The sequence below is a fragment of the Ilumatobacteraceae bacterium genome, from assembly GCA_033344875.1.
Lineage (GTDB): Bacteria > Actinomycetota > Acidimicrobiia > Acidimicrobiales > Ilumatobacteraceae > Ilumatobacter.
Window position 1 is genome coordinate 3,457,815 of record JAWPMO010000001.1, and the last position, 19,657, is coordinate 3,477,471.

The window sequence follows — 19,657 nt, forward strand, 5'->3', positions numbered from 1 at the left end:
TAAAGACATAATGATTGACAATCTCCTAATCATCTGACATTGTGAGTTTTGCCGCTCGGCGTCCGCGGGCGACCGAACAACAAGGGGGAAAGCATGAAGAGGACCACTCCACGCTCGACTACTGCTCTCGCGATTCTGGCCACATGTGGCCTGCTCGTGGGCGCCTGCGGAGGTGACGACGACACCGATGCGAGCCCGACGACGGAAGCGCCAGATGACGGTGGCTCCGCGAGCGAACCGACCGAAGAGCCCGCTGACGGCGGCGACTCCGGCGACGAACCGACCGAAGAGCCCGCTGACGGCGGCGACTCCGGCGACGAACCGACCGGGGAGCCCGCCGACGAGCCCAGCTCGGACATCAATGCCGATACGAGTCGGCGATTGCGTCTGATCGGCACCGCCGGCGTCCAGCAGCTCGATCCCGTCACGGGTGTCGTCCCCTGCGAGGTCGAGATGCTGCGATGGGTGTACGACTCGTTGATCTACGCGCTTCCCGACGGCACGTTCGCTCCGGGCCTCGCCGAGTCGTGGGAGTCGCCCGACGAGAACACCTTCGTGCTCAACCTCCGAGAAGGCGTGAGCTTCCAGGACGGGACGCCGTTCGATGCCGAAGCCGTGAAGGCACATCTGGAGCGCGGCAAGAACGATCCGGCCTCTGCGATCTCCGGTCAGCTCGAGTCGATCGAGTCGATCGAGGTCACTGACGACCTGACGGTGGTGCTCAACCTGTCCCAGCCCCGTGCCGGCATCCTGCCTGCGGTCCTCGCCGACCGCGCCGGCATGGTGCCATCCCCGACGGCCGTCGAAGCCGACGGTGACACCTATGGAGCGAACGGTGGCATCGGTGCCGGCCCCTACGTCTACGACAGCCACACCCCGGCCGAGGACATCCACGTCTCGGCGTGGGACGGCTACTGGAACCAGGATCAGCGCTTCCTCGCCGGCATCGACATGCTCGGCTCGGCGAGCGAGTTCCAGGTCGACCGGATCGAGAGCGGCGAGGTCGACTACTCGGCGATGAAGGACACCGATCTGCCCTCGGCAGTAGCCGGCGCCGAGCGTGGGGTCGTCGAGTACACGATCACCCCATCGCCGCAATACTCCGAGATCTACATCAACTGGGAGATCGCACCGTTCGATGACATTCGAGTGCGTCAGGCACTCCAGCACGCCATCGACCGTGACCTGCTCACCGAGGTGCTCACCGAAGGCTCGGGTACGCCGGCGTACTCGCCCATCCCTGCCGACAGCTGGGCCCATGATCCCGGCGTCGAGGGCCTGTATCCGTTCGATCCCGAGAAGGCTCGTGAGCTGCTGGCCGAGGCCGGTTATCCCGACGGTGTCGATCTGACGGTCGGCCAGATCGAGCACCCGTACTACACGAGGCTCGCCGCAGCGGTGCAGGACATGGTCAGCGAGAGCGGCTTCAACTTCGAGCTCGAGTCGGTCACCGGCGCCGAGATCAACAACCGGTTGTACCAGTTGAAGGATCTGCCGGTCGCCATCACCGCCTTCCGCGGCACCTCCGACCCGGGTCTCATGCTCGAGCAGAAGTTCGCCTCGGACGCCAACTCGAACCCGGCCGGGACCACGGTCGACGGTATCGACGAACTGCTCGCCGAGGGCGCTGCCACCGTCGATCAGGACGCCCGGGCAGCGGCCTACCAGGAAGTCGAGCGGCTCGTCATGGAGAACGCCCTGTCGGTTCCGATGTTCCACAACGGTGGGCTGGTCGCCTACGTTCCCGAGTTCAAGGGCGTGGAGCGGGGGTACACGACGTGCCAGTTCGGCGACTTCGTCTCGGTGCCCGTCTACTTCGCCGCCGAGTGAGGCGTCACCTTCCCTGACCCCCACACCATGGTCCTGGGTGCCGCGCGATCGTGCGAGGCACCCAGGACCTGATCACATCACGAGGAGTTCCCGATGTCGACCTTTGAACCTGAACTGACCGACCCGCGACTCCGAATCGCAGTGGCTCGCCGCATCCTGGCGAGAAACGGCTGCGAGAGCATGGTCGCCGGTCACGTGAGCGAGCGTGCCGATGACGACGGCTTCTGGGTCTCGCCGTTCGGCTACTTCGAGGAGACGACCCCGGACATGGTGATCAAGGCCGGTTTCGACCTCGAGCGCCTCGAAGGTGACTGGGAACCCTCACCGGCGATCCAGTTCCACGCCGCGATCTACCAGAACCGTCCGGATGTGAAATCGGTGATCCACACGCATTCGCACTGGGCCTCGGTCGTTGCGACCCTCGGTCGGCCGATCGGGATGTACAACGTCGGATCGGTCCTGTTCTTCGACGATCAAGTGCTGCACGCAGACGACGGGACGAAGCCGCCCGTCGACGGGAACGAATTGGCCGCCGAACTCGGCGACAAGCGCGTCGTCATCGTGAAGAACCATGGTGCGATCATCGCCTCGCAATCCCTCGAGCAGTGCACGATCGAGGCGATGATGCTCGAAGTCGCAGCTCGATACCACCTCGAGGCCGAAGCGGCGGGGGGGACCGAGTTCCCCGATGCCGAAGCGGAGCGCGGCAAGCTCGCCTATCGGCGGCATTTCATTCCCAACATGTGGGCTGCCAACGTCCGTCGAATCACGCGGTCCGATCCCGAGTTGTTCGGCGATGCGATCGGCTGATCCAGCTCGACCACGAATCCGTTCCGCCCTCTTCCTGCCGGCCCAGCGAGCGGATTTTCTCGAGCGTGCCGGCGAACGCGATGCAGATGCCGTAATTCTCGATCTCGAGGACGCGGTGGCTGCGGCCGGCAAGTCGTCGGCACGAGCCAACGCTGCGATGTGGTTGTCGGAGCGTTCCCCCAGCACGCGCCCGTACGGCATGGTCCGCGTCAACTCGATCGACTCCGGGCTGCTCGACGACGACCTCGACGCGGTGGTCGGCGCGAATCTGGAGGCGGTCCTCGTCCCGAAGATCCGCTCGGCCCACGACGTGAGGCTGATCTCCGACCGGTTGGCGTGGCTGGAGGGCCATCGCGGACTCCCGCTCGGACGGGTTGCGATCTGGCCGATCATCGAGACCGCCGACGCGATCGTGGCCATCGACGAAGTCGCTCGGGCCTCGAAGCGGGTGGCCTATCTCGGAGGTGGAACCTCGGAGGAGGGCGATCTCGCACGTGACATCGGCTTCGAGTGGACCGTCGCCGGATGGGAGACGCTCTACATCCGCAGCAGGGTCCTCGTCGCAGCCCGATCGGCGGGCATCCACAATCCGATGACCGGTCTGGTGTCGACCCTGGCCGAACCGGCGGAAGTCGAGCAGTTCGCTCTGCAGGCTCGACAACTGGGGTACAGCGGCATGATGGTGATCCACCCATCGCACGTCGGGACGGTCAACGCGGTGTTCACCCCGTCCGAGGCGGACGTCGTCAGGGCCGGCGCGGTCGTCCGGGCCCTCGCCGATGCGGCCCAATCGGGCACGGGGGCGGTCACGTTCGAGGGGCGGATGGTCGATGTCGCGATGGGTCACACCGCGCGCCGTGTGTTGGACGATGCGGCACAGGTGCGCGAGAACACCTCGAGGCCCGACGGTGACGACTGACAGGCACTTTCCGGGGGCTCCGGGTGGTCGATCTCACCACCGGTATGGCGGGTCCGATGGTGTCGCGAGAACGCGGCGACGACCCATCAGGTCCTGAAGCGACGATGGAATGCTTCGGCCCACAGTCCGAAGACTTCCTCGGCCGATTCGGACGCAGCGACCGGTAGGCGCGCCACGAGGTCGGTGGCGCCGGCATCGACGAGCTGCTCGGCGACGGCCATCGTCGACGGCACATCCCGGGAGCCGTCGGCGCCGGTCTGGGTGGGGAGGTTGCCGACGACCCGCAGTCCACCGGGATCTCCTCCTTCGTCCGTCATCATCCGACGCAGTCGTGGGAGGCTGGTCGCGAGATCGTCCGCGTCGTCGCCCCATGGAATCCATCCGGTCCCGAACCGAACGAGCCGTCGTGCGACGCGACGGGACACCCGCCCGCTGATCCAGATCGGCACGCCTCCTGGCTGAACCGGCTTGGGCATCTGGTGGATGCGCTCGACCGTCGCGTCACCAGCGGTGATCGTCGCCGCCCGATCCCGCCACATCGTGGTGCAGAGGTCGAGACACTCGTCGAGCAGTCGCCCCCGGTCGTCGAACGGGAGGCCGGCCGCGTCGTACTCCTCACGCTGCCAGCCGACGCCGACCCCGATGTCGATTCGACCGTCGGCGAGCACGTCGAGTGTCGACAGCGATTTGGCGAGCACGATCGGGCGCCGCAGTGCCGCCAACAGGACATGTGAAGCGAAACGAACGTTGGTCGTGCGTCCAGCGAGGAACGACATCAAGGTGACGGGCTCCAGCCAATGCCCGTCGGGTCCCGTCGGCTGTCGGCCACCGGCAACACCGCCGACTTCCGGCCGGGCGTACTCATCGAGCCGCTCACCGAATGCGACGTGGTCGGACACGACCAACTTGTCGATCCCGCTGCGATCCGCCGCTTCGGCATTGGCCAGGAGTCGGGCCCAGTCAGGGTGGTCGTCCTCCTGGAAATTCTGGAGATGAATCCCCAGCCGAGGAACAGGATGCCCGGTCATCGAGAGCGGTCAAGCACTGAGACCCAGAGCGAGTTGCCGGGGCCGATGCGATCGGAATCGACCGAGATGAGCATGTTGCCTCCTGATGGACGTGAACGGTACGTCACAGAGATGTTATCATTGCAATGATACTGTGAGATCGTCAGCATGGTTGTCCACGGACGTGGACCGCCTCGGTCCGAGCAGTTGAGCATCGAAGAGGGAGTCGTGCCATGAAGGGTCTTGCGGTTTGTCGTTACGACGAGACCGAGCCGTCGGCGGCGCACCCGATCGACGGACATGTCGTCGACGGCGCGCTCGTCGCTCGAATGCTGGGCCCGGCCGACTACTCGCTCTGGCTCGTCGAACTGTCGATCGAGGCGAACGCCGAGATCCACCTGCCCGATGTCCATGGCGATGAGGCGCTCTACGTGTGCTCGGGTGAGTTGGACGTGGGCGGTCGTTCCTGCCCGGCCGGAGGGTCGGTCGTGATCGAATCAGAGGCGCACCCGGTCGTTCGAACGGCGGTTCCCAGCGTCGTGCTCCACATGGGTCCGGTCGAGCCGTCCGCGACGTCTCGCAGCGGAACAGCGGAGCGGCGCTCGTCCGTGCACATCGTGGGCCCCGAGGGTTGGCTCGCGGCGATCTCGCCGGGGCGGGCTTCGCGCTACTACGCGGATTCCACGTGCGAGGGGTGCGATCTGACCTTGCTCTTCACGTCGCGCGATCGGGCCTATGTCTCGCCGACGCACAGTCATTCCGTCGATGAGCTGATCCACGTCCTGGAAGGACCGATCCGTCTCGGTGCCCACACCCTCGATGCGGGCGACACACTTGCGGTCGCTGCCGATCGGCGGTACGGCTTCCGGGCCGATGACGGGTTCGCGTTCTTGAACTACCGCAGCGCTGCGTCGGTCCAAACCGTCGAGCGGGGCAGCCCTCCGATCGTCGAGGGAGGCCTCGTCAACGGTTTCTCGCCGATCCCCGACGGAGCGGTCGACATTCGAGTTGAAGGCTAAATCATCTTAATGTTAAGGTCGACCGAGACGCTCGTTGGAGGGGACCGAACGGGGTCCGACCAACTCGGTTCGACAGGGGGAAGACCAGTGGCAAGTGCATCCGATGTGTTCTTCAAGCAGATCGACGAGGTCCCATGGCTCGATCTGGCTGCATCGCCGGACAAGGCGCGCCCTGCGCGCGGGAGCAGTGCTCGGATCAAGTGGATGGGCGGCGATTCCGACACCGGGCCCTGGGTGTACTACATCGAACACCCGGCCGACGCGATCGTCAGGCCGCACAAGCACAATGCCCGGCGCGTCGAGTACGTGCTCGATGGCGAGATCGAGTTCTACCAAGGCGATGACGCCCTGGCGTGGCATCGCGGCGACACGACCATCGAGGGGACCCGACACGGAGCAGGCACCGTGTCATGGGTGCCGCCGGGGACGGTGTACGGCTACCGGATCGTGCGGGCGTCGAAGCTGTTGCACGTGTTCTTCGAGAACCCCGTGGGCCGCACCACTCACATTGCCGCCGAGACGTCGACGGCCGAAGGCGAGGTGCAGCCATGAGCCCGAAGCAATCCGCACGTCCGCTCCGCACGGCGCTCTTCACCGCCGGCAGCGACGAGGCCGAACTCGCCGCATGCATGTCCCACGGCGCCGACGCCGTCGTGATCGACATCGAAGAACCACGCACACCGTTTCCCGAGTCCGAGCGTGAGCGCACCCGAGGCCTGGTCCGCGACTTCCTCGACGATGCGCCGACCGGGCCGGAGTCGCCGTTGCTGTTCGTGCGGGTGCAACCGATCGACAGCGGCCACACGCTCCGCGATCTCAACGCCGTGATGCGTCCCTCCCTCTACGGCATCCTGCTCCCCAAGGTGCAGTCGTCCCACGACGTCATCGCGGCATCGGCGCTCCTCGACGGTGTCGAGGTGGAAACCGGCCGTGAGCGCGGATCAACGGCGATCTATCCGATTCTCGAGACCGCTCGAGCGATCAACAACGCGTACGAGATCGGCGCGGCGTCCGAACGGGTCGCCTACATGGGTGGGGCGGTGTCGCGGTTCGGCGACATTCATCAGGCAATCGGATTCCGCTGGACGCCCGAGGGGCGCGAGTCGTTGTACCTTCGGTCGAAGGCGTTGATCGATGCGAGAGCCGCGGGTGTCCTCTGGCCGATCAGCGGGATGTGGGGCGGTGACCTCGACGACACGGAGGGGTACCGTCGATGGGCGCTCGAACTCCGCGATCTCGGCTATCGCGGGATGATGATCGGCGACCCTTCCCTGATCGAGATCGCGCACGAGGTCTTCACTCCCAGCGAGGACGAGATCGCCTACTGGAGCGACCTCGACCGGTTGGCGAGCGAAGCCGAAGACCACGACACCGGGCCGATCACCTACGGCGATGCCAATCAGGGCGAAGGGCACGTCGTACACATCGCGCATGTCGGATCTGCTCGCATGAACCTCGATTGGGCGCGTCAACTCGGCGCGACGGATCGGTGACCTGACATGATCTGGCGCCGCCTCCTGGCGATCATCCCACTCGTTCTCGTCGTCTCGTTCCTCGTGTTCCTGCTGACGGTCTTCCTGCCAGGGGACGAGGCCGTCACCCTCGCGGGTGAGAATGCGAGCGCCGAGCGAGTCGAGGAGATCCGCCAGGCGCTCGGACTCGATGAGCCGCTGCCCGTCCGCTACGTCGAGTGGGTGGGCAACGCGGTGCAGGGCGACCTCGGCCGCTCGCTGTTCACCAAGCGCGAGGTCACGGCCGAGATCGCATCCCGATGGATCGTGACGCTCCAACTCGTGATCGGGTCGCTCGTGCTCGCATTGTTGGTCGGTGTGCCGGCAGGCATCATCGCCGGTCGATCCAAAGGCAAGTGGCCGGATCGCGTCGCGACGTTGTTCGCCAGTTTCGGTGTTGCGGTGCCGAGTTTCGTCGTCGGGTTGTGGTTGATCGTGGTCTTCGCGGCTTGGCTCGATCTCGTTCCGTTCGCCGGATTCGTGGCGTTCGGTGAGAGCCCGACCGAATGGGCCAAGCGCATGATCCTGCCGATGTTCGCTCTGAGCGGCGTGATGATCGCCGAACTGACCCGTCAGATCCGGGCCGGACTGGTGGACACGCTCGAGACCGACTACATCCGCACCGCCCGGGCGAAGGGACTCCCGGAGCGAACCGTGGTCAACAAGCACGCGCTCCGGGTCGCGATTTCGCCGGCGCTCGCCGTGGTCAGTGTCAACGTCGCCCGATCGTTCGGTGGTGCGGTCGTCATCGAGCAGGTGTTCGCGCTGCCCGGCCTCGGGCGGTTGACGGTCAACGCGATCATCCAACGAGACCTCCCGATCCTGCAGGGGGTCATTCCGATCGCGGTGCTCGTCGCAGTGGTGATGACGTTGATCTCCGACGTGATCAACATGAAACTCAATCCGCGCCTGCGGTTCGAATCGAAGTAGGAGGAACAACCACATGGTGAACCGACCTGCCGACTCCGGAAGCGCTCTTGCTGCCGAGGACGTGACCATCGCGGACGAGCTGCCCGAACGCCTCGAGGGACGGCGTCTCCGCTCCTTCCTGCGCAATCGTGCTGCGCTGATCTCCCTGGTCGTGCTCGTGGCGGTCGTCGTGAGCGCTCTCGCTGCTCCGTGGCTGACCGGGCTCGACCCGAACAAGAACGAGCTCCGGCTCGTCTTCGCCGACCCCCTCACCCAATGTGGGGACGATCTGTGCTCCCAGGCCGGGAGGCGTTGGCTCGGCACCGATGACATCGGACGGGACATTCTCAGTCGGTTGCTGCACGGGTCGCGGGTGTCACTCCTGGTCGGTCTGGGCTCGGTGCTCGCCTCGCTGGTCGTTGCCCTCCCCGTCGGAATGCTCGCCGGCTACGTCGGCGGCAAACTCGACTGGTTGATGATGCGTTTGGTCGACATCGTGCTCAGCATCCCGCCGTTGATCCTGGTGTTCGCCGTGGCGGGTGTGCTCGGCGCGAGTCTCCGCAACGCGATCATCGCGCTCGGTGTGTACTTCACGCCGCTCTTCATCCGATTGATCCGATCGGAGGTCCTCCGAATGCGCACGAGCCAACTCGTCGAGAGCGAGCGGGCGGTCGGCGTACCGAACTGGTACATCCTCGGTCGTCATGTCCTTCCCAACATCTCGTCGTCATTGATCGTGCAGGTGTCGCTCGCCATCGGCACCGCGATCATCGCCGAGGCGAGCCTGAGCTTCCTGGGTCTCGGGGTGCAGGCGCCACAGTCGAGCTGGGGCATCATGCTCCGGTCCGCATTCGAGTTCATCTCGCGGGAGCCCTGGATGATCCTGCCGCCGAGTCTGATGATCGCTGCCACCGTCCTGTCGCTGAATCTCATCGGTGACGGGCTGCGCGACGCGTTGGGCAGGGTTCGATGACGCACGACGACCAACTCCCGCCGACCTCCCCCGAGCCGGCCGAACCGTCGCGCACCGCGCTCCTCGAGCTCGATCATGTCTCGCTCGCTCTGCCGACCGAGACCGGCATGGTCGGAATTCTCGACGACGTCTCGTTCCGTATCCACCCGGGAGAGATGGTCGGACTCGCCGGTGAGAGCGGCTCGGGCAAGACGATGACGGCGCTGTCGATCATGCGTTTGCTGCCTGAGCGCCATCAACTCGATGGTCGGATCCTGTTCGAGGGCCATGATCTCGCGACGATGACGGCGTCGAACATCCGGTCGCTCCGGGGTCGTGACATCGCGATGATCTTCCAGGAACCGATGTCGAGCCTGCATCCGTCGTGGACCGTCGGTGAACAGATTGCCGAATCCGTCAGGGCCCATGAGCACGTGGGTCGGAAGGCCGCGTGGGCCCGTGCGGTCGAGATGCTTCGACTCGTCGACATTCCGAATCCCGAACTCCGGGCCAAGCAGTATCCGTTCCAGTTCTCCGGTGGAATGCAGCAGCGCGTGATGATCGCAATGGCGCTGGTGTGTCGGCCCAAGCTGCTCATCGCCGACGAGCCGACCACGGCGCTGGATGTCACCGTCCAGGCGCAGATCATCGAGCTCATCCGAGGGCTCGGCGATGAATTCGGTATGGCGGTGTTGTTCGTCACCCATGATCTCGGTGTGCTCGCCGGGCTCACCGAGCGGCTGATCATCATGTACGGCGGCCAGGTCGCCGAGATCGCAGCGACCGAGGACATGTTCGATCGTCCGAAGCATCCGTACACCGAAGCGCTGATCCGTACGGCTCCCCATCCCGACCTCAAGGGTCACCGGCTCGAGACCATTCCGGGATCGCCGCCCCACCCCGGTCGACTCCCGACTGGCTGCCGGTTCCAGCCACGATGTCAGTACCAGGATGAGATCTGCCGGACCGAGGCCGTGCCGATCGAACGCGTCGGTGACCGCCAAGCGGTGCGATGCCATCACCACGACGAACTCGAACTCAGGGCCACCGTCGAGCGGAGCGAGCGATGAGCGCACACGACCGAACGAGCGATGTGAACGCTTCGGGCAACGATGCGCTGCTCGAACTGATCGGTGTCCGCAAAGTGTTCAAGTCCGGTGCTCGGAGCGATCCGGACGCAGTCGCGGTCGACTCGGTCGACCTCACCGTTCGACCAGGCGAGAGTGTCGGACTCGTCGGCGAGAGCGGTTCGGGCAAATCGACCCTGGGACGCCTGGCGCTCCGCCTGCTCGAGCCCGACGCCGGCCAGATCGTCTTCGACGGCCGTGACATCACCAACGTCAAGGGGGGCGAGCTCCGACGGCTCCGCTCGGAGATGCAAGCCGTCTTCCAGGACATCAGCGGATCACTCAACTCCAAGCTCACGGTGGGGCAGCTCCTGTCCGAGCCGCTCCGTTTCCACCGCGACGTCGCTCGGAACGAACGCATGCCGATCGCCGAGGAACTCCTCGGCATGGTCGGACTCGACCGGCACCACCTCGGTCGCTACCCCTACGAGCTGTCGGGCGGGCAGCGGCAACGCATCAGCCTTGCTCGGGCACTGGCGGTCGAACCTCGACTGCTGGTCCTCGACGAGCCGGTCAGTGCGCTCGACGTGTCGACGCAGTCGCAGGCGATCAACCTGCTGAGCGATCTCCAAGAACGTCTCGGTGTCGCATACCTGTTCATCGCGCACGACCTGTTCGTCGTGCACCATGTCAGCCATCGGATCGCCGTGATGTACCTCGGCGCGATCGGCGAGCTCGGCACGGCTGCGCAGGTCTACGGTCATCCACGCCATCCGTACACGCAGGCGCTCCTGTCGGCGATCCCACACCCCGATCCCACGATCGAGCGGTCGCGGCGTCGGATCCTGCTCACCGGCGAGGTGCCGAGTCCGACCGCGGTACCGTCCGGCTGTCGCTTCCACACTCGTTGCCCCTACGCGATGGACGTCTGCCGGCACGAGGTGCCGCCGGTGTTGAACTTCGATGACGGCGGCACGGTCGCGTGCCACCTCCACACGACCGGACCCAAGCTGGAAGGCGACACCGTCGACGTGCTCATCGACTCACCCAGTGGATTCGCCCCGGCGAACGTCGTGTCATGAGGAGGTCCCGTTCGGTGAACGCGCTCTGCTGCACGTCACGATCAACCAGGATTCGTCTCGCGTCGTGGCCGACGCTGGGGCGTTCCGAGAACGACGGGTGTTTCGCGTGACGAAGTGGACCAGCATCGCAGCTTCCGACGTGCCGGCAGCGCCGGAGTACCCGGTGGAACGCGCCGTGTCGGGACTCGTCGAGGCCCGGTTGCTCAGCCCGCCCGGGTATTCGCTGTGGTTGTGTCTCGCGGAGTTCGAAGCCGGTGGTTCGATCGAGTGGACCACTCCGCATTCCGACGACGCGCTCTACGTCCTCGACGGAATCGTCGAGGTCGACGACCGACAGGTCGGCTCCGGCGGCGCCGTGATCGTCGAACACGGCGCCGCAGCACGTCTGACCGTCGTCGAGCGGGCCAAGCTCGCTCACTTCGGATCACACACCGACGGACCGGCTCTCGGCGGGCCACTGGGCGATCCCGGCGAGCCGATGAACAGCGTTCATGTCATCGGACCGGAGGGCACGCACGTGTCGGGCGCACGCGAGAACGTCCATGCCGTCTGGTTCGCGGACGGCACGTGCGATCACTGTCGCGCACAACTGCTGCAGGTCACGGCGCCGCCGAGCGACGAGTCGCGTGGCAAGGCCCACCACCACAGCCAGGACGAGATCATCCTCCTGCTCGAAGGCGAACTGTCGATGGGTTCACACCACTTCGGGCCCATGAGCGCACTGTCGATCCCGGGTGATGTCCGATACGCCCTCGTCGGCGGACAGGATGGGCACCGATTCGTGAACTTCCGGCGGGATGTCTCGTGGCAGGTGTACGCCCGCGACAGCGAGCCGTTGCTCGAGACCGCGCTCGCGCGAGGCGGTCGACCGACGGCCGATGGCGCCTGAGCCTGCGCTCGCTTCGCCGCGTCGTCGTCCAGGCCCGCTCCGACTCGCGCTCCTCGAACCGAACTTCACGCCCTACCTGATCGGCACGCTGCTCTCGACCTGCGGCACGTGGTTCCAGAACATCGCGCAGACACTGCTGGTGTACCGCCTCACCGGGTCGGTTTTCCTGGTCGGCGTCGTCAACGCGGCCCAGTTCCTCGGGGTCTTCGTGGTCGGACCCTGGGCCGGAGTCGCCGCCGACCGTTGGGATCGACGCCGGCTGCTCCTGGGTACTCAATCGGTCGCAGCCGCGATCACGCTCATACTCGCGGCTGCATCTGCAGCAGATCAGGCCAGCATTCCGCTGATCGTCGTCGTGGCACTGGCGCTCGGACTCGCGCAGGCGTTCAGCGTGCCGGCGATGCTGTCGCTCGTGCCGCAGCTCGTCCCCGACGACTGCGTCGGTGCCGCGGTGGCTCTCAACGTGGCCACGTTCAACACGGCGCGCGCCATCGGACCTGTCCTCGGTGCCGTCGTTGTCTCCGCGTTCGGGGTCAGCGCGGCGTTCGCGATCAACGCGCTGTCGTTCGTCGCGCTTGCTTGCGCCCTGATGGTCGTCAAGCCGAGCGAACGACCCGGCCGGCCGGACCGCAGGCGGGCGCGGCTGCGCGACACGGTTCGTTCGGTGGCGGCCCGCTCATCGATCGCCCGAGTCTTCGTGGTCGCAACGGCAGCGTCGTTCGCTGTCGACCCGGTGACGACCCTGTCACCCGAGTTCGCCACCGAGATCTTCGAGCGCTCCGACACCTTGGTGGGTTGGATCGTCGGCGTGTTCGGCTGCGGTGCCGTCGTTGCCGCGTTGTTCGTGTCGGGTCGCCCCCTCGCATCGGATCGCGGACTGGGTCGTACGGCGTTGGCGCTGGTCGTCTCGATGGGTGCGTTCGCGGTCAGTAGCGCGCTGTGGTTCGCCCTCGTCGCCATGTTCGCCGCAGGCTGCTCGTTCATCGCCTTGACCACGGCGTCGCTGACGAGGATCCAGCGGACGACACCTGCCGACGAACACGGTCGTCTAATGGCACTCTGGGCGATCTCGTTCATGGGCTCGCGCCCGATTGCCGGCATCGTGGACGGCGCACTCGCGACCCCGTTCGGCGTGCGGGTGACCACGTTGCTCGTGATCATTCCCGTTGCGTGGGCGGGCGGTTGGCTCGCGGTGCGGGGGGACGCGACGACGCCCCAACCGTCGCAGTGACGATCGGGGCGTCGGTCGCCGGGGGGACGGGTTGGGATCACATGGTCGCGATGACCTTGGCGGCCTCCGCCTCGACAGCGGTCCCTTCGAAGAACTTCGGGTTGGATGAGGCGTGGAGTTTGATCGCGTTCTCGAACATGAACTCGCGGAACTGATCGCCCGTCACGAGACCGTGTTCGACCAGTTCATAGGCCTCCTCGACCGGTTCGGTCATGTCCGGCACGTCCCAGTGAGAGATGTCCGAACCGAACAGCGGCTGGAGCTTGGCGCCCAACGGGTTGACGTCATCGCGAAACGCCCAGGCGATGAGCGGGTCGTCGGCCTCACAACCGAAGAAGAAGCGCGGCACGAACTTGTCCCGAAGGTCTTCCGGCTTGGAGATGTGAGCCGGCTCGAACTCGTCCAGCATCACCGGCCGGGCGGCGGGCCGAGAGAAGAAGGCTCTGATCTCGGCGGCCTTGTCGTGCATCTCCTGGTCGCCGTACTTGTCCACATAGTTCATGAGGGCATCGACGTCGAGGGTGTCGGGGTCGAGCTGACCGATCTGGCCGGCGTTGCGCTTCTCCCAGTGGCCGAGCATGTCGCTGTACAGGCTGCACGCCCACCCGACTCCGCCTTCGAGAAAGCCCACTCTGAGCTCGGGGAAACGGTGCGTGACGCCACCCATGAACAACGACTTGCAGAGCGATTCGTGCATCGCGGCGAGGCCACCGACGTGGTTGTACACGTAGTTCGAGATCGACCGGGTGACCCGGTGGGCCTGCAGCGAACTGTGTGAAACGGGGCTGATGCCGTGATGCACACAGGCCCGCCAGAACGGGTCGTAGTCGTACTCGCTGTCGATACCGAAGGTGTCGAGCCGGTACGCGATGGTGTCGAGGCTCGGATCCGCGGCGTGAACTGCTGGGATCGGGCGTTTCACCGAACCGGCGATGACCGCGGTCTTGAAGCCGAGGCCGACCGCGTGCTCGAGTCCGGCGACCGCGATGTCCGGGGTGCTCATCGGCACGAGCGCTCCGACCGTCATCCGGTCGCGATACGGGGCGAAGGTCCGGGCGTGCATTTCGTTGACCGCCTGGCAGACGATCGCGGCCAGTTCTGCATTGAGCAAGTCGAGGAACGACAAGCTCATCGAGGGGTAGATGAGGGCGTAGTCGAGACCGAACTCATCGAGCCGCTCGTTCAGGAGCGAGGGGAGGTGCATGCTCGCCCGGTCGTAGGTGTTCTCGCATTGCCAGCCCCACCAGGACGGCATCGCTCTCCAACGTTCGCGGATGGACGGGTCCTGTCGGTCGGCGAGGTTCACCGCCGTGTCGATCGGAGCAGCGGCACCGGCGAGGTAGAGATCCCGGAGTTCGGTCCCTCCGTGTTCTTCGACGTAGGTGACGATCTGGTCGTGGAGGATCGGACCGATCTCGACGAAATGGCCGTCGGCGTCGATGATCGGGTGGCCGAGCCGACGCCGGATCTCGGCGGCGCTGGTAGAGCTCATGTTTCCCCATTCCCCTTCGTGGATGTGCTTATCTTCTGAATCTTAGCAATAAGAGAAGAGGTGGTCGAATTGATCACCGAGCGCCTGCGCGAACCACCCACGGGCAAGCCTGAGCGACGCACGACCACCCGCGGACGCACGACCACCCGCGCAGCACGTGCCGGGCCGCTCGACCCCTCGGGGCGCTCCCGGCTGCCTGGTCACCGTCGGCCGTGGAAGCCGAGCGCCGTGCCGGCTGGTGGGTGCCGTCGCGTCGACGTCCGACGGTTTCGTCGCGGTCGGTCACCGCCGGAGCGGACCGACCGGTGCGACGGACGGGTGGGCGGCGACTACTTCAAGCTGTCGGCGTCGATCGGCCTGTCGCCGTCGCTGGACGCGTAGAAGATCGACTCCTCGAGGTGTTGGCGGGCCAGTTTTTCCACGGCATCGGCCTTCCCCTGTTCGATGAGATCGATCATCTTGGCGTGGACCTTGAGCGAGGTCGAGCGGACCGGAGGCTGCGGGAAGTCGCCGTCCGAGGCGCGTTTGCGCGCCCACTGCCGTTCGTGGGACGTCCAGAGCGATTCGAGCGCGCCCACGAGCTGGATCATCGTCTCGTTGCCGCAATGCGCCACCATCTCTTCGTGGAAATCGCGCATCGCATCAGTGAACCCGACGGGATCTGTGTCGCGAAGAGCGATCGCCGCCTCATGCCGTTCGCGCAGGCGGGGCACGACCGTTTCCGCTCGATCGTCGCGCATCGCACAGAGCGAGCTGCACAGGGGCTCGATGTACTTGAGGGCCGCGCCGAGGTCTCGGAGCTTCACGTGCTTGGCCTGGAGCACCAATCCCAGCATGTACGCGGCACTCCCGCTCCGGGGCACATGCACGACGGCGCCGCCGGTGTTGCCGCGCAGCACGGTGATGAGGCCTTCGGTCTCGAGAATCCGCAGCGCTTCTCGCACCGACGGCTTCGAGACGTTGAACTCGTCGATCAGTTCTTCCTGCTTGGGAAGCGTCGAGTTGTCGGGGAGCTCGCCCGAGATGATCCGCTTGCGCAGTACATCTGCGACCATCTCGGCGATCCGGGGCTGGCGGAGCTGAGCCCGGACATCCGGGCTGGAGTTGGTCACTGCGACGTCATCCTCGTGTGACGTGCCGAAGGGCTCCGGAGCGAAGTTGAACTCATAGCAATGATGCTACCGCGTCGCTCGCGATGGGGTTGAGATGCCCATCCACTCGAACGTCCGCTGGGTCGACGCCGTGGATTCGACCCGGTGCTGGCCCTCGACTCGACACTTGTCCGCGACTAACATATAGATGATTTCATTTATTGGGGTGCCAGGGAGGTCATGATGATGTTGGATCGGATGCTGAGCGCGAGGCGCGTCGAGGAGCGGATCGATGGAACGACGAACGAGCGACACCGCAAGATGTTGCAGGTCCTGCATGCCCACCTGATCGCCGAAGCCGACCTCAATCTCGACGGACTCATGGCGACCCTCGTGGACGAACCGGAGTACCACCTGTGGGGGAGCGGTCGGGACACGGGTCCCAAAGGACGGGATGCCGTCGCTCGCTACTACACCGACCTGGTCGCGGCACGGCGGGGCGTTCTCGAGTACGACATCGAGCGGATCGTCGTCGACGATGACACCATCGTCACCGAGGGTTTCATTCGCGCGTACCAGCACGGACCGGTCGCCGCCGAGTTCGGCTACGCGGTCCCCGAACTGGATGCGCACTACATCGTGCGCTATCGGGCTCTGGTCCTGTGGCCGTTCGACGACGATGGCCGCCTCCTCGGCGAAGACGGTTACGGCGGCGTCGATCAGACCGACTTCGTGCGCGTCGAGACGGCCGACCTGTCCGATGAGTACCGGTCGCTGTTTCCAGAGCTCGATGGGGTCAGTTGAGGTGAGCGCGGGCGCGACCCGAGCGTCCCGACCGTCGGCATGGTCCCGGGTGGGCTGATCCCGGCCGAGCTCATCGGAGAGGACTGGTTCCCGAAGCGGCCTCGATCAGCTGACCGCCGTCGCGAACGAACACCGCCGTCGACACGTCGAGCGCGCCGGCGCGGCGTTCGTCAGCGGCGGAGGTTCTCGATGATCGTGACGTTCGCCTGGCCTCCGCCCTCGCACATGGTCTGGAGTCCGAACCGCCCACCGGTCCGCTCGAGTTCGTGGAGCAACGTGGTCATGAGGCGGGCGCCGGTGGCGCCGAGCGGGTGCCCCAACGCGATCGCTCCGCCGTTGACGTTGACCCGCTCGTGGTCGAAACCGGTCTCGGCCAGCCACGCGAGGACGACCGGGGCGAAGGCCTCGTTGATCTCGACCAGATCGATGTCGTCCGGTGTCAGCCCGGTCCGCTCGAGCGCTCGCTTCGTCGCAGGGATCGGTGCGGACAACATCATGATCGGATCGTCTGCCATCACGGAGAGGTGATGGATGCGCGCCCGAGGTTCGAGGCCATACCGTTCGACTGCTCGCTCACCCGCGATCAGCAGGGCTGCGGATGCATCCGAGATCTGGCTCGACGTCGCGGCCGTGATGCGGCCGCCCTCGACGAGGGTACGCAGTGAGCGGATGCGTTCGATGTCGGGCTCTCGTGGGCCCTCGTCGTCCGACACCCCTGCGATCGGCGCGATCTCGGCCTCGAATCGGCCGGATGACCGTGCGTCGATGGCCCGGCGGTGTGACTCGACAGCGAAGTCCTCCATCTGCCGGCGGCTGATCTCCCAGCGGTCCGCCATCATCTCGGCGCCGGTGAACTGGCTCACGTCGCCACTGCCGTATCGAGTGGTCCAGCCGGTCGACCCGGTGAACGGGTCGTCGAAGCCGAGCGCCTGGCCGGCGGTCATCGCGGCAGAGATCGGAATCATCGACATGTTCTGGACACCGCCGGCGACGACCAGTTCCATCGTGCCGCTCATCACCGCCTGCGAGGCGAAGTGGACCGCCTGCTGTGCCGAACCGCACTGGCGGTCGACCGTCGTTCCCGGGACGTGATCGGGCAGTCCGGCCGCCAGCCAGGCGGTCCGTGCGATACATCCGGCCTGTGGCCCGATCGAGTCGACATTGCCCAGGATCACGTCATCGACGGTTCCCGGATCGATCCCCGTACGATCGATGAGCGCCGCGATGGAATGACCGCCGAGATCTGCCGGGTGGATCTCGGCGAGTCCGCCGCCGCGCCGACCGACCGGGGTGCGGACTGCGTCGATGATGTAGGCCTCTGGCATGTCGCCGAGCGTACTGTTCCCTCGCGACAAACCTGATGCCGCGTCAGATTCGCCTCATTCCGTTCTGACGGGCGGTCAGATCGCGATGTTAGAGTCGCCACCATGCGGCCAGATCTGGAGTTCGGCACGGTCGGCCGCATGGTGCGAGCCGCCCGAATTCGGTTCGGTGACCTCGAAGCCGTGGTGGACGACGCCCAGCGGTGGACCTTCGCCCACCTCGCCGATCGGATCGACGAGGCGGCAGGTGCCGCCGTCTCGGCCGGGATCGAGCGAGGCGACAGCGTCGCGATCTGGGCGCCGAACAGTCGAGAATGGATCGTCTCCGCTCTCGGGTGCGTCTCGATCGGAGCTTCGCTCGTGCCGGTCAACACCCGGTTCCGAGGTGCCGAAGCCGCCGAGATCATCGACCGGAGTGGCGCTCGGTTGTTGTTCACGGTCACCGGCTTCCTCGGCAACGACTATGTCGCCGAACTGAGGGGTGCGGGCCGCGAACTCGACAGGCTCGAGCGAATCGTGGTCATGAACGGTCACGCGCCGTCCGGCACCTCCACGTGGTCCGACTTCCTCGCCGAGAGCAGCTCGGTGTCGACGCGCCTCCTCGACGAGCGGATGGAGTCGGTCGAGCCGGACGACGTTTCCGACGTGCTCTTCACGTCGGGGACGACCGGTCGACCGAAGGGTGTGATGACCACGCACGCGCAGAACCTGCGGGTCTTCCAGGCATGGGCGGACACGGTCGGGCTCGAGCGGGGCGATCGCTACCTGATGGTGAACCCGTACTTTCATTCGTTCGGCTACAAGGCCGGCATCCTCGCCTGCATGCTCCAAGGGGCCACCATGTTCCCCGAGCCCGTGTTCGACGTCGAGCGCGTCTTCGAGCGAATCGAATCGGAGTCGATCACCGTGCTCCCGGGAGCGCCGACGATCCACCTGTCGATGCTCGACCACCCGGACCGCGATGTTCACCGACTGTCGTCGTTGCGGCTCGCGGTGACCGGCGCGGCGAACATCCCCGTCGAGCTGATCCGACGGATGCGGTCGGAGATGTCGTACGACACCGTCGTCTCGGCGTACGGTCTCACCGAGGCGACGGGAACCGTGAGCATCTGTCGACCCGATGACGATGCCGAGACGATCGCGACCACGTCGGGTCGCGCAATTCCCGACACCGAGGTGTCGGTCGTCGACGAGGCGGGTCGTGAGGTGCCGCGCGGCGAACCGGGTGAGGTCGTCTGTCGCGGCTACCACGTGATGATCGGCTACCTCGATGATCCGGAGGCGACTGCCCAAGCGATCGATGAGAACGGTTGGCTGCACACCGGCGACATCGGCACCATGGACGATCGGGGCTACCTGTCGATCACCGATCGGAAAAAGGACATGTTCATCGTGGGCGGATTCAACGTCTATCCGGCCGAGGTCGAGAACGGTCTGCTCGCCCACCCGGATATCGCAAACGCCGCTGTGGTCGGTGTGCCCGACCGGCGCCTCGGCGAGGTCGGAAACGCCTACGTCGTCCCGAGGGCGGGAGCGCTCCTCGAGGCGACCGAGTTGACCGAGTGGTGCCGGACGCGAATGGCGAACTTCAAGGTGCCGCGGGCATTCCACGTCGTGGAGTCGCTCCCGACGAATGCGAGCGGCAAGGTGCTCAAGTACGAACTCCGCGCTGTTGCGAGCGGAGCCAGCGGATGATCGAGCGTCACGCAACTCCAGGAAGGA

At 65.9% G+C, this 19,657-nt stretch carries 18 protein-coding genes; 14 read left to right on the forward strand and 4 right to left on the reverse strand.

Annotated elements, in window-relative coordinates; all coding sequences use genetic code 11:
• The first annotated feature begins 93 nt into the window (after positions 1-93).
• From R8G01_16300 to R8G01_16310, 3 genes are all read left to right on the forward strand, one after another.
• Positions 94-1,830 carry an ABC transporter substrate-binding protein gene (locus R8G01_16300; GenBank protein ID MDW3215562.1) on the forward strand — a complete coding sequence of 579 codons (1,737 nt, stop codon included), beginning with the start codon at positions 94-96 and terminating at the stop codon, positions 1,828-1,830.
• A 93-nt stretch (positions 1,831-1,923) separates the two neighbouring features.
• The gene (locus R8G01_16305; GenBank protein MDW3215563.1) at positions 1,924-2,640 is read left to right on the forward strand and encodes a class II aldolase/adducin family protein; all 717 of its coding nucleotides are present in this window, start codon (positions 1,924-1,926) and stop codon (positions 2,638-2,640) included.
• A complete protein-coding gene (locus tag R8G01_16310; protein MDW3215564.1) occupies positions 2,627-3,559 on the forward strand; it encodes a CoA ester lyase in 933 nt (310 codons plus the stop codon). Before R8G01_16305 ends, R8G01_16310 begins: the two co-directional genes overlap by 14 nt.
• Positions 3,560-3,645: 86 nt before the next feature.
• On the opposite strand, the gene R8G01_16315 is transcribed toward R8G01_16310, so the two are convergent.
• Positions 3,646-4,587, reverse strand: coding sequence for a TIGR03619 family F420-dependent LLM class oxidoreductase (locus R8G01_16315; GenBank protein ID MDW3215565.1), 942 nt, complete (start codon positions 4,585-4,587; stop codon positions 3,646-3,648).
• 212 nt (positions 4,588-4,799) lie between these two features.
• Between R8G01_16315 and R8G01_16320 the strand changes: the two genes are divergently transcribed.
• From R8G01_16320 to R8G01_16360, 9 genes are all read left to right on the forward strand, one after another.
• The gene (locus tag R8G01_16320; protein ID MDW3215566.1) at positions 4,800-5,585 is read left to right on the forward strand and encodes a hypothetical protein; all 786 of its coding nucleotides are present in this window, start codon (positions 4,800-4,802) and stop codon (positions 5,583-5,585) included.
• 87 nt (positions 5,586-5,672) lie between these two features.
• Positions 5,673-6,137, forward strand: a complete 465-nt coding sequence (locus tag R8G01_16325; GenBank protein ID MDW3215567.1) for a hypothetical protein — start codon at positions 5,673-5,675, stop codon at positions 6,135-6,137.
• Positions 6,134-7,078 carry an aldolase/citrate lyase family protein gene (locus R8G01_16330; GenBank protein MDW3215568.1) on the forward strand — a complete coding sequence of 315 codons (945 nt, stop codon included), beginning with the start codon at positions 6,134-6,136 and terminating at the stop codon, positions 7,076-7,078. Before R8G01_16325 ends, R8G01_16330 begins: the two co-directional genes overlap by 4 nt.
• A gap of 6 nt (positions 7,079-7,084) precedes the next feature.
• Entirely contained in the window at positions 7,085-8,026 is a 942-nt protein-coding gene (locus tag R8G01_16335) for an ABC transporter permease (GenBank protein MDW3215569.1), read from the forward strand.
• A 13-nt stretch (positions 8,027-8,039) separates the two neighbouring features.
• Entirely contained in the window at positions 8,040-8,978 is a 939-nt protein-coding gene (locus R8G01_16340; protein MDW3215570.1) for an ABC transporter permease, read from the forward strand.
• Complete coding sequence (locus R8G01_16345) at positions 8,975-10,027, forward strand: ABC transporter ATP-binding protein (GenBank protein ID MDW3215571.1); 1,053 nt, start codon at positions 8,975-8,977, stop codon at positions 10,025-10,027. Before R8G01_16340 ends, R8G01_16345 begins: the two co-directional genes overlap by 4 nt.
• Positions 10,024-11,106 carry an ABC transporter ATP-binding protein gene (locus tag R8G01_16350; GenBank protein MDW3215572.1) on the forward strand — a complete coding sequence of 361 codons (1,083 nt, stop codon included), beginning with the start codon at positions 10,024-10,026 and terminating at the stop codon, positions 11,104-11,106. Before R8G01_16345 ends, R8G01_16350 begins: the two co-directional genes overlap by 4 nt.
• Before the next feature lie 106 nt (positions 11,107-11,212).
• Positions 11,213-11,995: a hypothetical protein gene (locus R8G01_16355; GenBank protein MDW3215573.1), complete on the forward strand. Its 783-nt coding sequence runs from the start codon at positions 11,213-11,215 to the stop codon at positions 11,993-11,995.
• On the forward strand, positions 11,985-13,226 hold the full coding sequence (locus tag R8G01_16360; protein ID MDW3215574.1) for an MFS transporter: 1,242 nt from the start codon (positions 11,985-11,987) through the stop codon (positions 13,224-13,226). The genes R8G01_16355 and R8G01_16360 overlap by 11 nt, the downstream gene beginning before the upstream one ends.
• Before the next feature lie 37 nt (positions 13,227-13,263).
• On the opposite strand, the gene R8G01_16365 is transcribed toward R8G01_16360, so the two are convergent.
• Complete coding sequence (locus R8G01_16365; GenBank protein ID MDW3215575.1) at positions 13,264-14,718, reverse strand: amidohydrolase family protein; 1,455 nt, start codon at positions 14,716-14,718, stop codon at positions 13,264-13,266.
• 329 nt (positions 14,719-15,047) lie between these two features.
• Entirely contained in the window at positions 15,048-15,830 is a 783-nt protein-coding gene (locus R8G01_16370; protein MDW3215576.1) for a GntR family transcriptional regulator, read from the reverse strand.
• A 219-nt stretch (positions 15,831-16,049) separates the two neighbouring features.
• Between R8G01_16370 and R8G01_16375 the strand changes: the two genes are divergently transcribed.
• Positions 16,050-16,613 (forward strand): hypothetical protein, encoded by a 564-nt coding sequence (locus R8G01_16375; GenBank protein MDW3215577.1) that lies wholly within the window; start codon positions 16,050-16,052, stop codon positions 16,611-16,613.
• A gap of 170 nt (positions 16,614-16,783) precedes the next feature.
• On the opposite strand, the gene R8G01_16380 is transcribed toward R8G01_16375, so the two are convergent.
• Positions 16,784-17,938 (reverse strand): acetyl-CoA C-acetyltransferase, encoded by a 1,155-nt coding sequence (locus R8G01_16380; GenBank protein ID MDW3215578.1) that lies wholly within the window; start codon positions 17,936-17,938, stop codon positions 16,784-16,786.
• Positions 17,939-18,040: 102 nt separating this feature from the next.
• On the opposite strand from R8G01_16380, the gene R8G01_16385 reads away from it, so the two are divergent.
• Complete coding sequence (locus tag R8G01_16385) at positions 18,041-19,630, forward strand: FadD3 family acyl-CoA ligase (protein MDW3215579.1); 1,590 nt, start codon at positions 18,041-18,043, stop codon at positions 19,628-19,630.
• The last annotated feature ends 27 nt before the right edge of the window (positions 19,631-19,657 follow it).

What these genes read in the sequence shown, in the direction of transcription:
- R8G01_16300 (MDW3215562.1), top strand. Translation starts at nt 94, where the DNA reads ATGAAGAGGACCACTCCACGCTCGACTACTGCTCTCGCGATTCTGGCC.
- R8G01_16330 (MDW3215568.1), top strand. Translation starts at nt 6,134, where the DNA reads ATGAGCCCGAAGCAATCCGCACGTCCGCTCCGCACGGCGCTCTTCACC.
- R8G01_16335 (MDW3215569.1), top strand. Translation starts at nt 7,085, where the DNA reads ATGATCTGGCGCCGCCTCCTGGCGATCATCCCACTCGTTCTCGTCGTC.
- R8G01_16385 (MDW3215579.1), top strand. Translation starts at nt 18,041, where the DNA reads ATGCGGCCAGATCTGGAGTTCGGCACGGTCGGCCGCATGGTGCGAGCC.
- R8G01_16315 (MDW3215565.1), bottom strand. Translation starts at nt 4,587, where the DNA reads ATGACCGGGCATCCTGTTCCTCGGCTGGGGATTCATCTCCAGAATTTC.
- R8G01_16310 (MDW3215564.1), top strand. Translation starts at nt 2,627, where the DNA reads ATGCGATCGGCTGATCCAGCTCGACCACGAATCCGTTCCGCCCTCTTC.
- R8G01_16340 (MDW3215570.1), top strand. Translation starts at nt 8,040, where the DNA reads ATGGTGAACCGACCTGCCGACTCCGGAAGCGCTCTTGCTGCCGAGGAC.
- R8G01_16305 (MDW3215563.1), top strand. Translation starts at nt 1,924, where the DNA reads ATGTCGACCTTTGAACCTGAACTGACCGACCCGCGACTCCGAATCGCA.
- R8G01_16360 (MDW3215574.1), top strand. Translation starts at nt 11,985, where the DNA reads ATGGCGCCTGAGCCTGCGCTCGCTTCGCCGCGTCGTCGTCCAGGCCCG.
- R8G01_16350 (MDW3215572.1), top strand. Translation starts at nt 10,024, where the DNA reads ATGAGCGCACACGACCGAACGAGCGATGTGAACGCTTCGGGCAACGAT.
- R8G01_16345 (MDW3215571.1), top strand. Translation starts at nt 8,975, where the DNA reads ATGACGCACGACGACCAACTCCCGCCGACCTCCCCCGAGCCGGCCGAA.
- R8G01_16365 (MDW3215575.1), bottom strand. Translation starts at nt 14,718, where the DNA reads ATGAGCTCTACCAGCGCCGCCGAGATCCGGCGTCGGCTCGGCCACCCG.
- R8G01_16375 (MDW3215577.1), top strand. Translation starts at nt 16,050, where the DNA reads ATGATGATGTTGGATCGGATGCTGAGCGCGAGGCGCGTCGAGGAGCGG.
- R8G01_16380 (MDW3215578.1), bottom strand. Translation starts at nt 17,938, where the DNA reads ATGCCAGAGGCCTACATCATCGACGCAGTCCGCACCCCGGTCGGTCGG.
- R8G01_16320 (MDW3215566.1), top strand. Translation starts at nt 4,800, where the DNA reads ATGAAGGGTCTTGCGGTTTGTCGTTACGACGAGACCGAGCCGTCGGCG.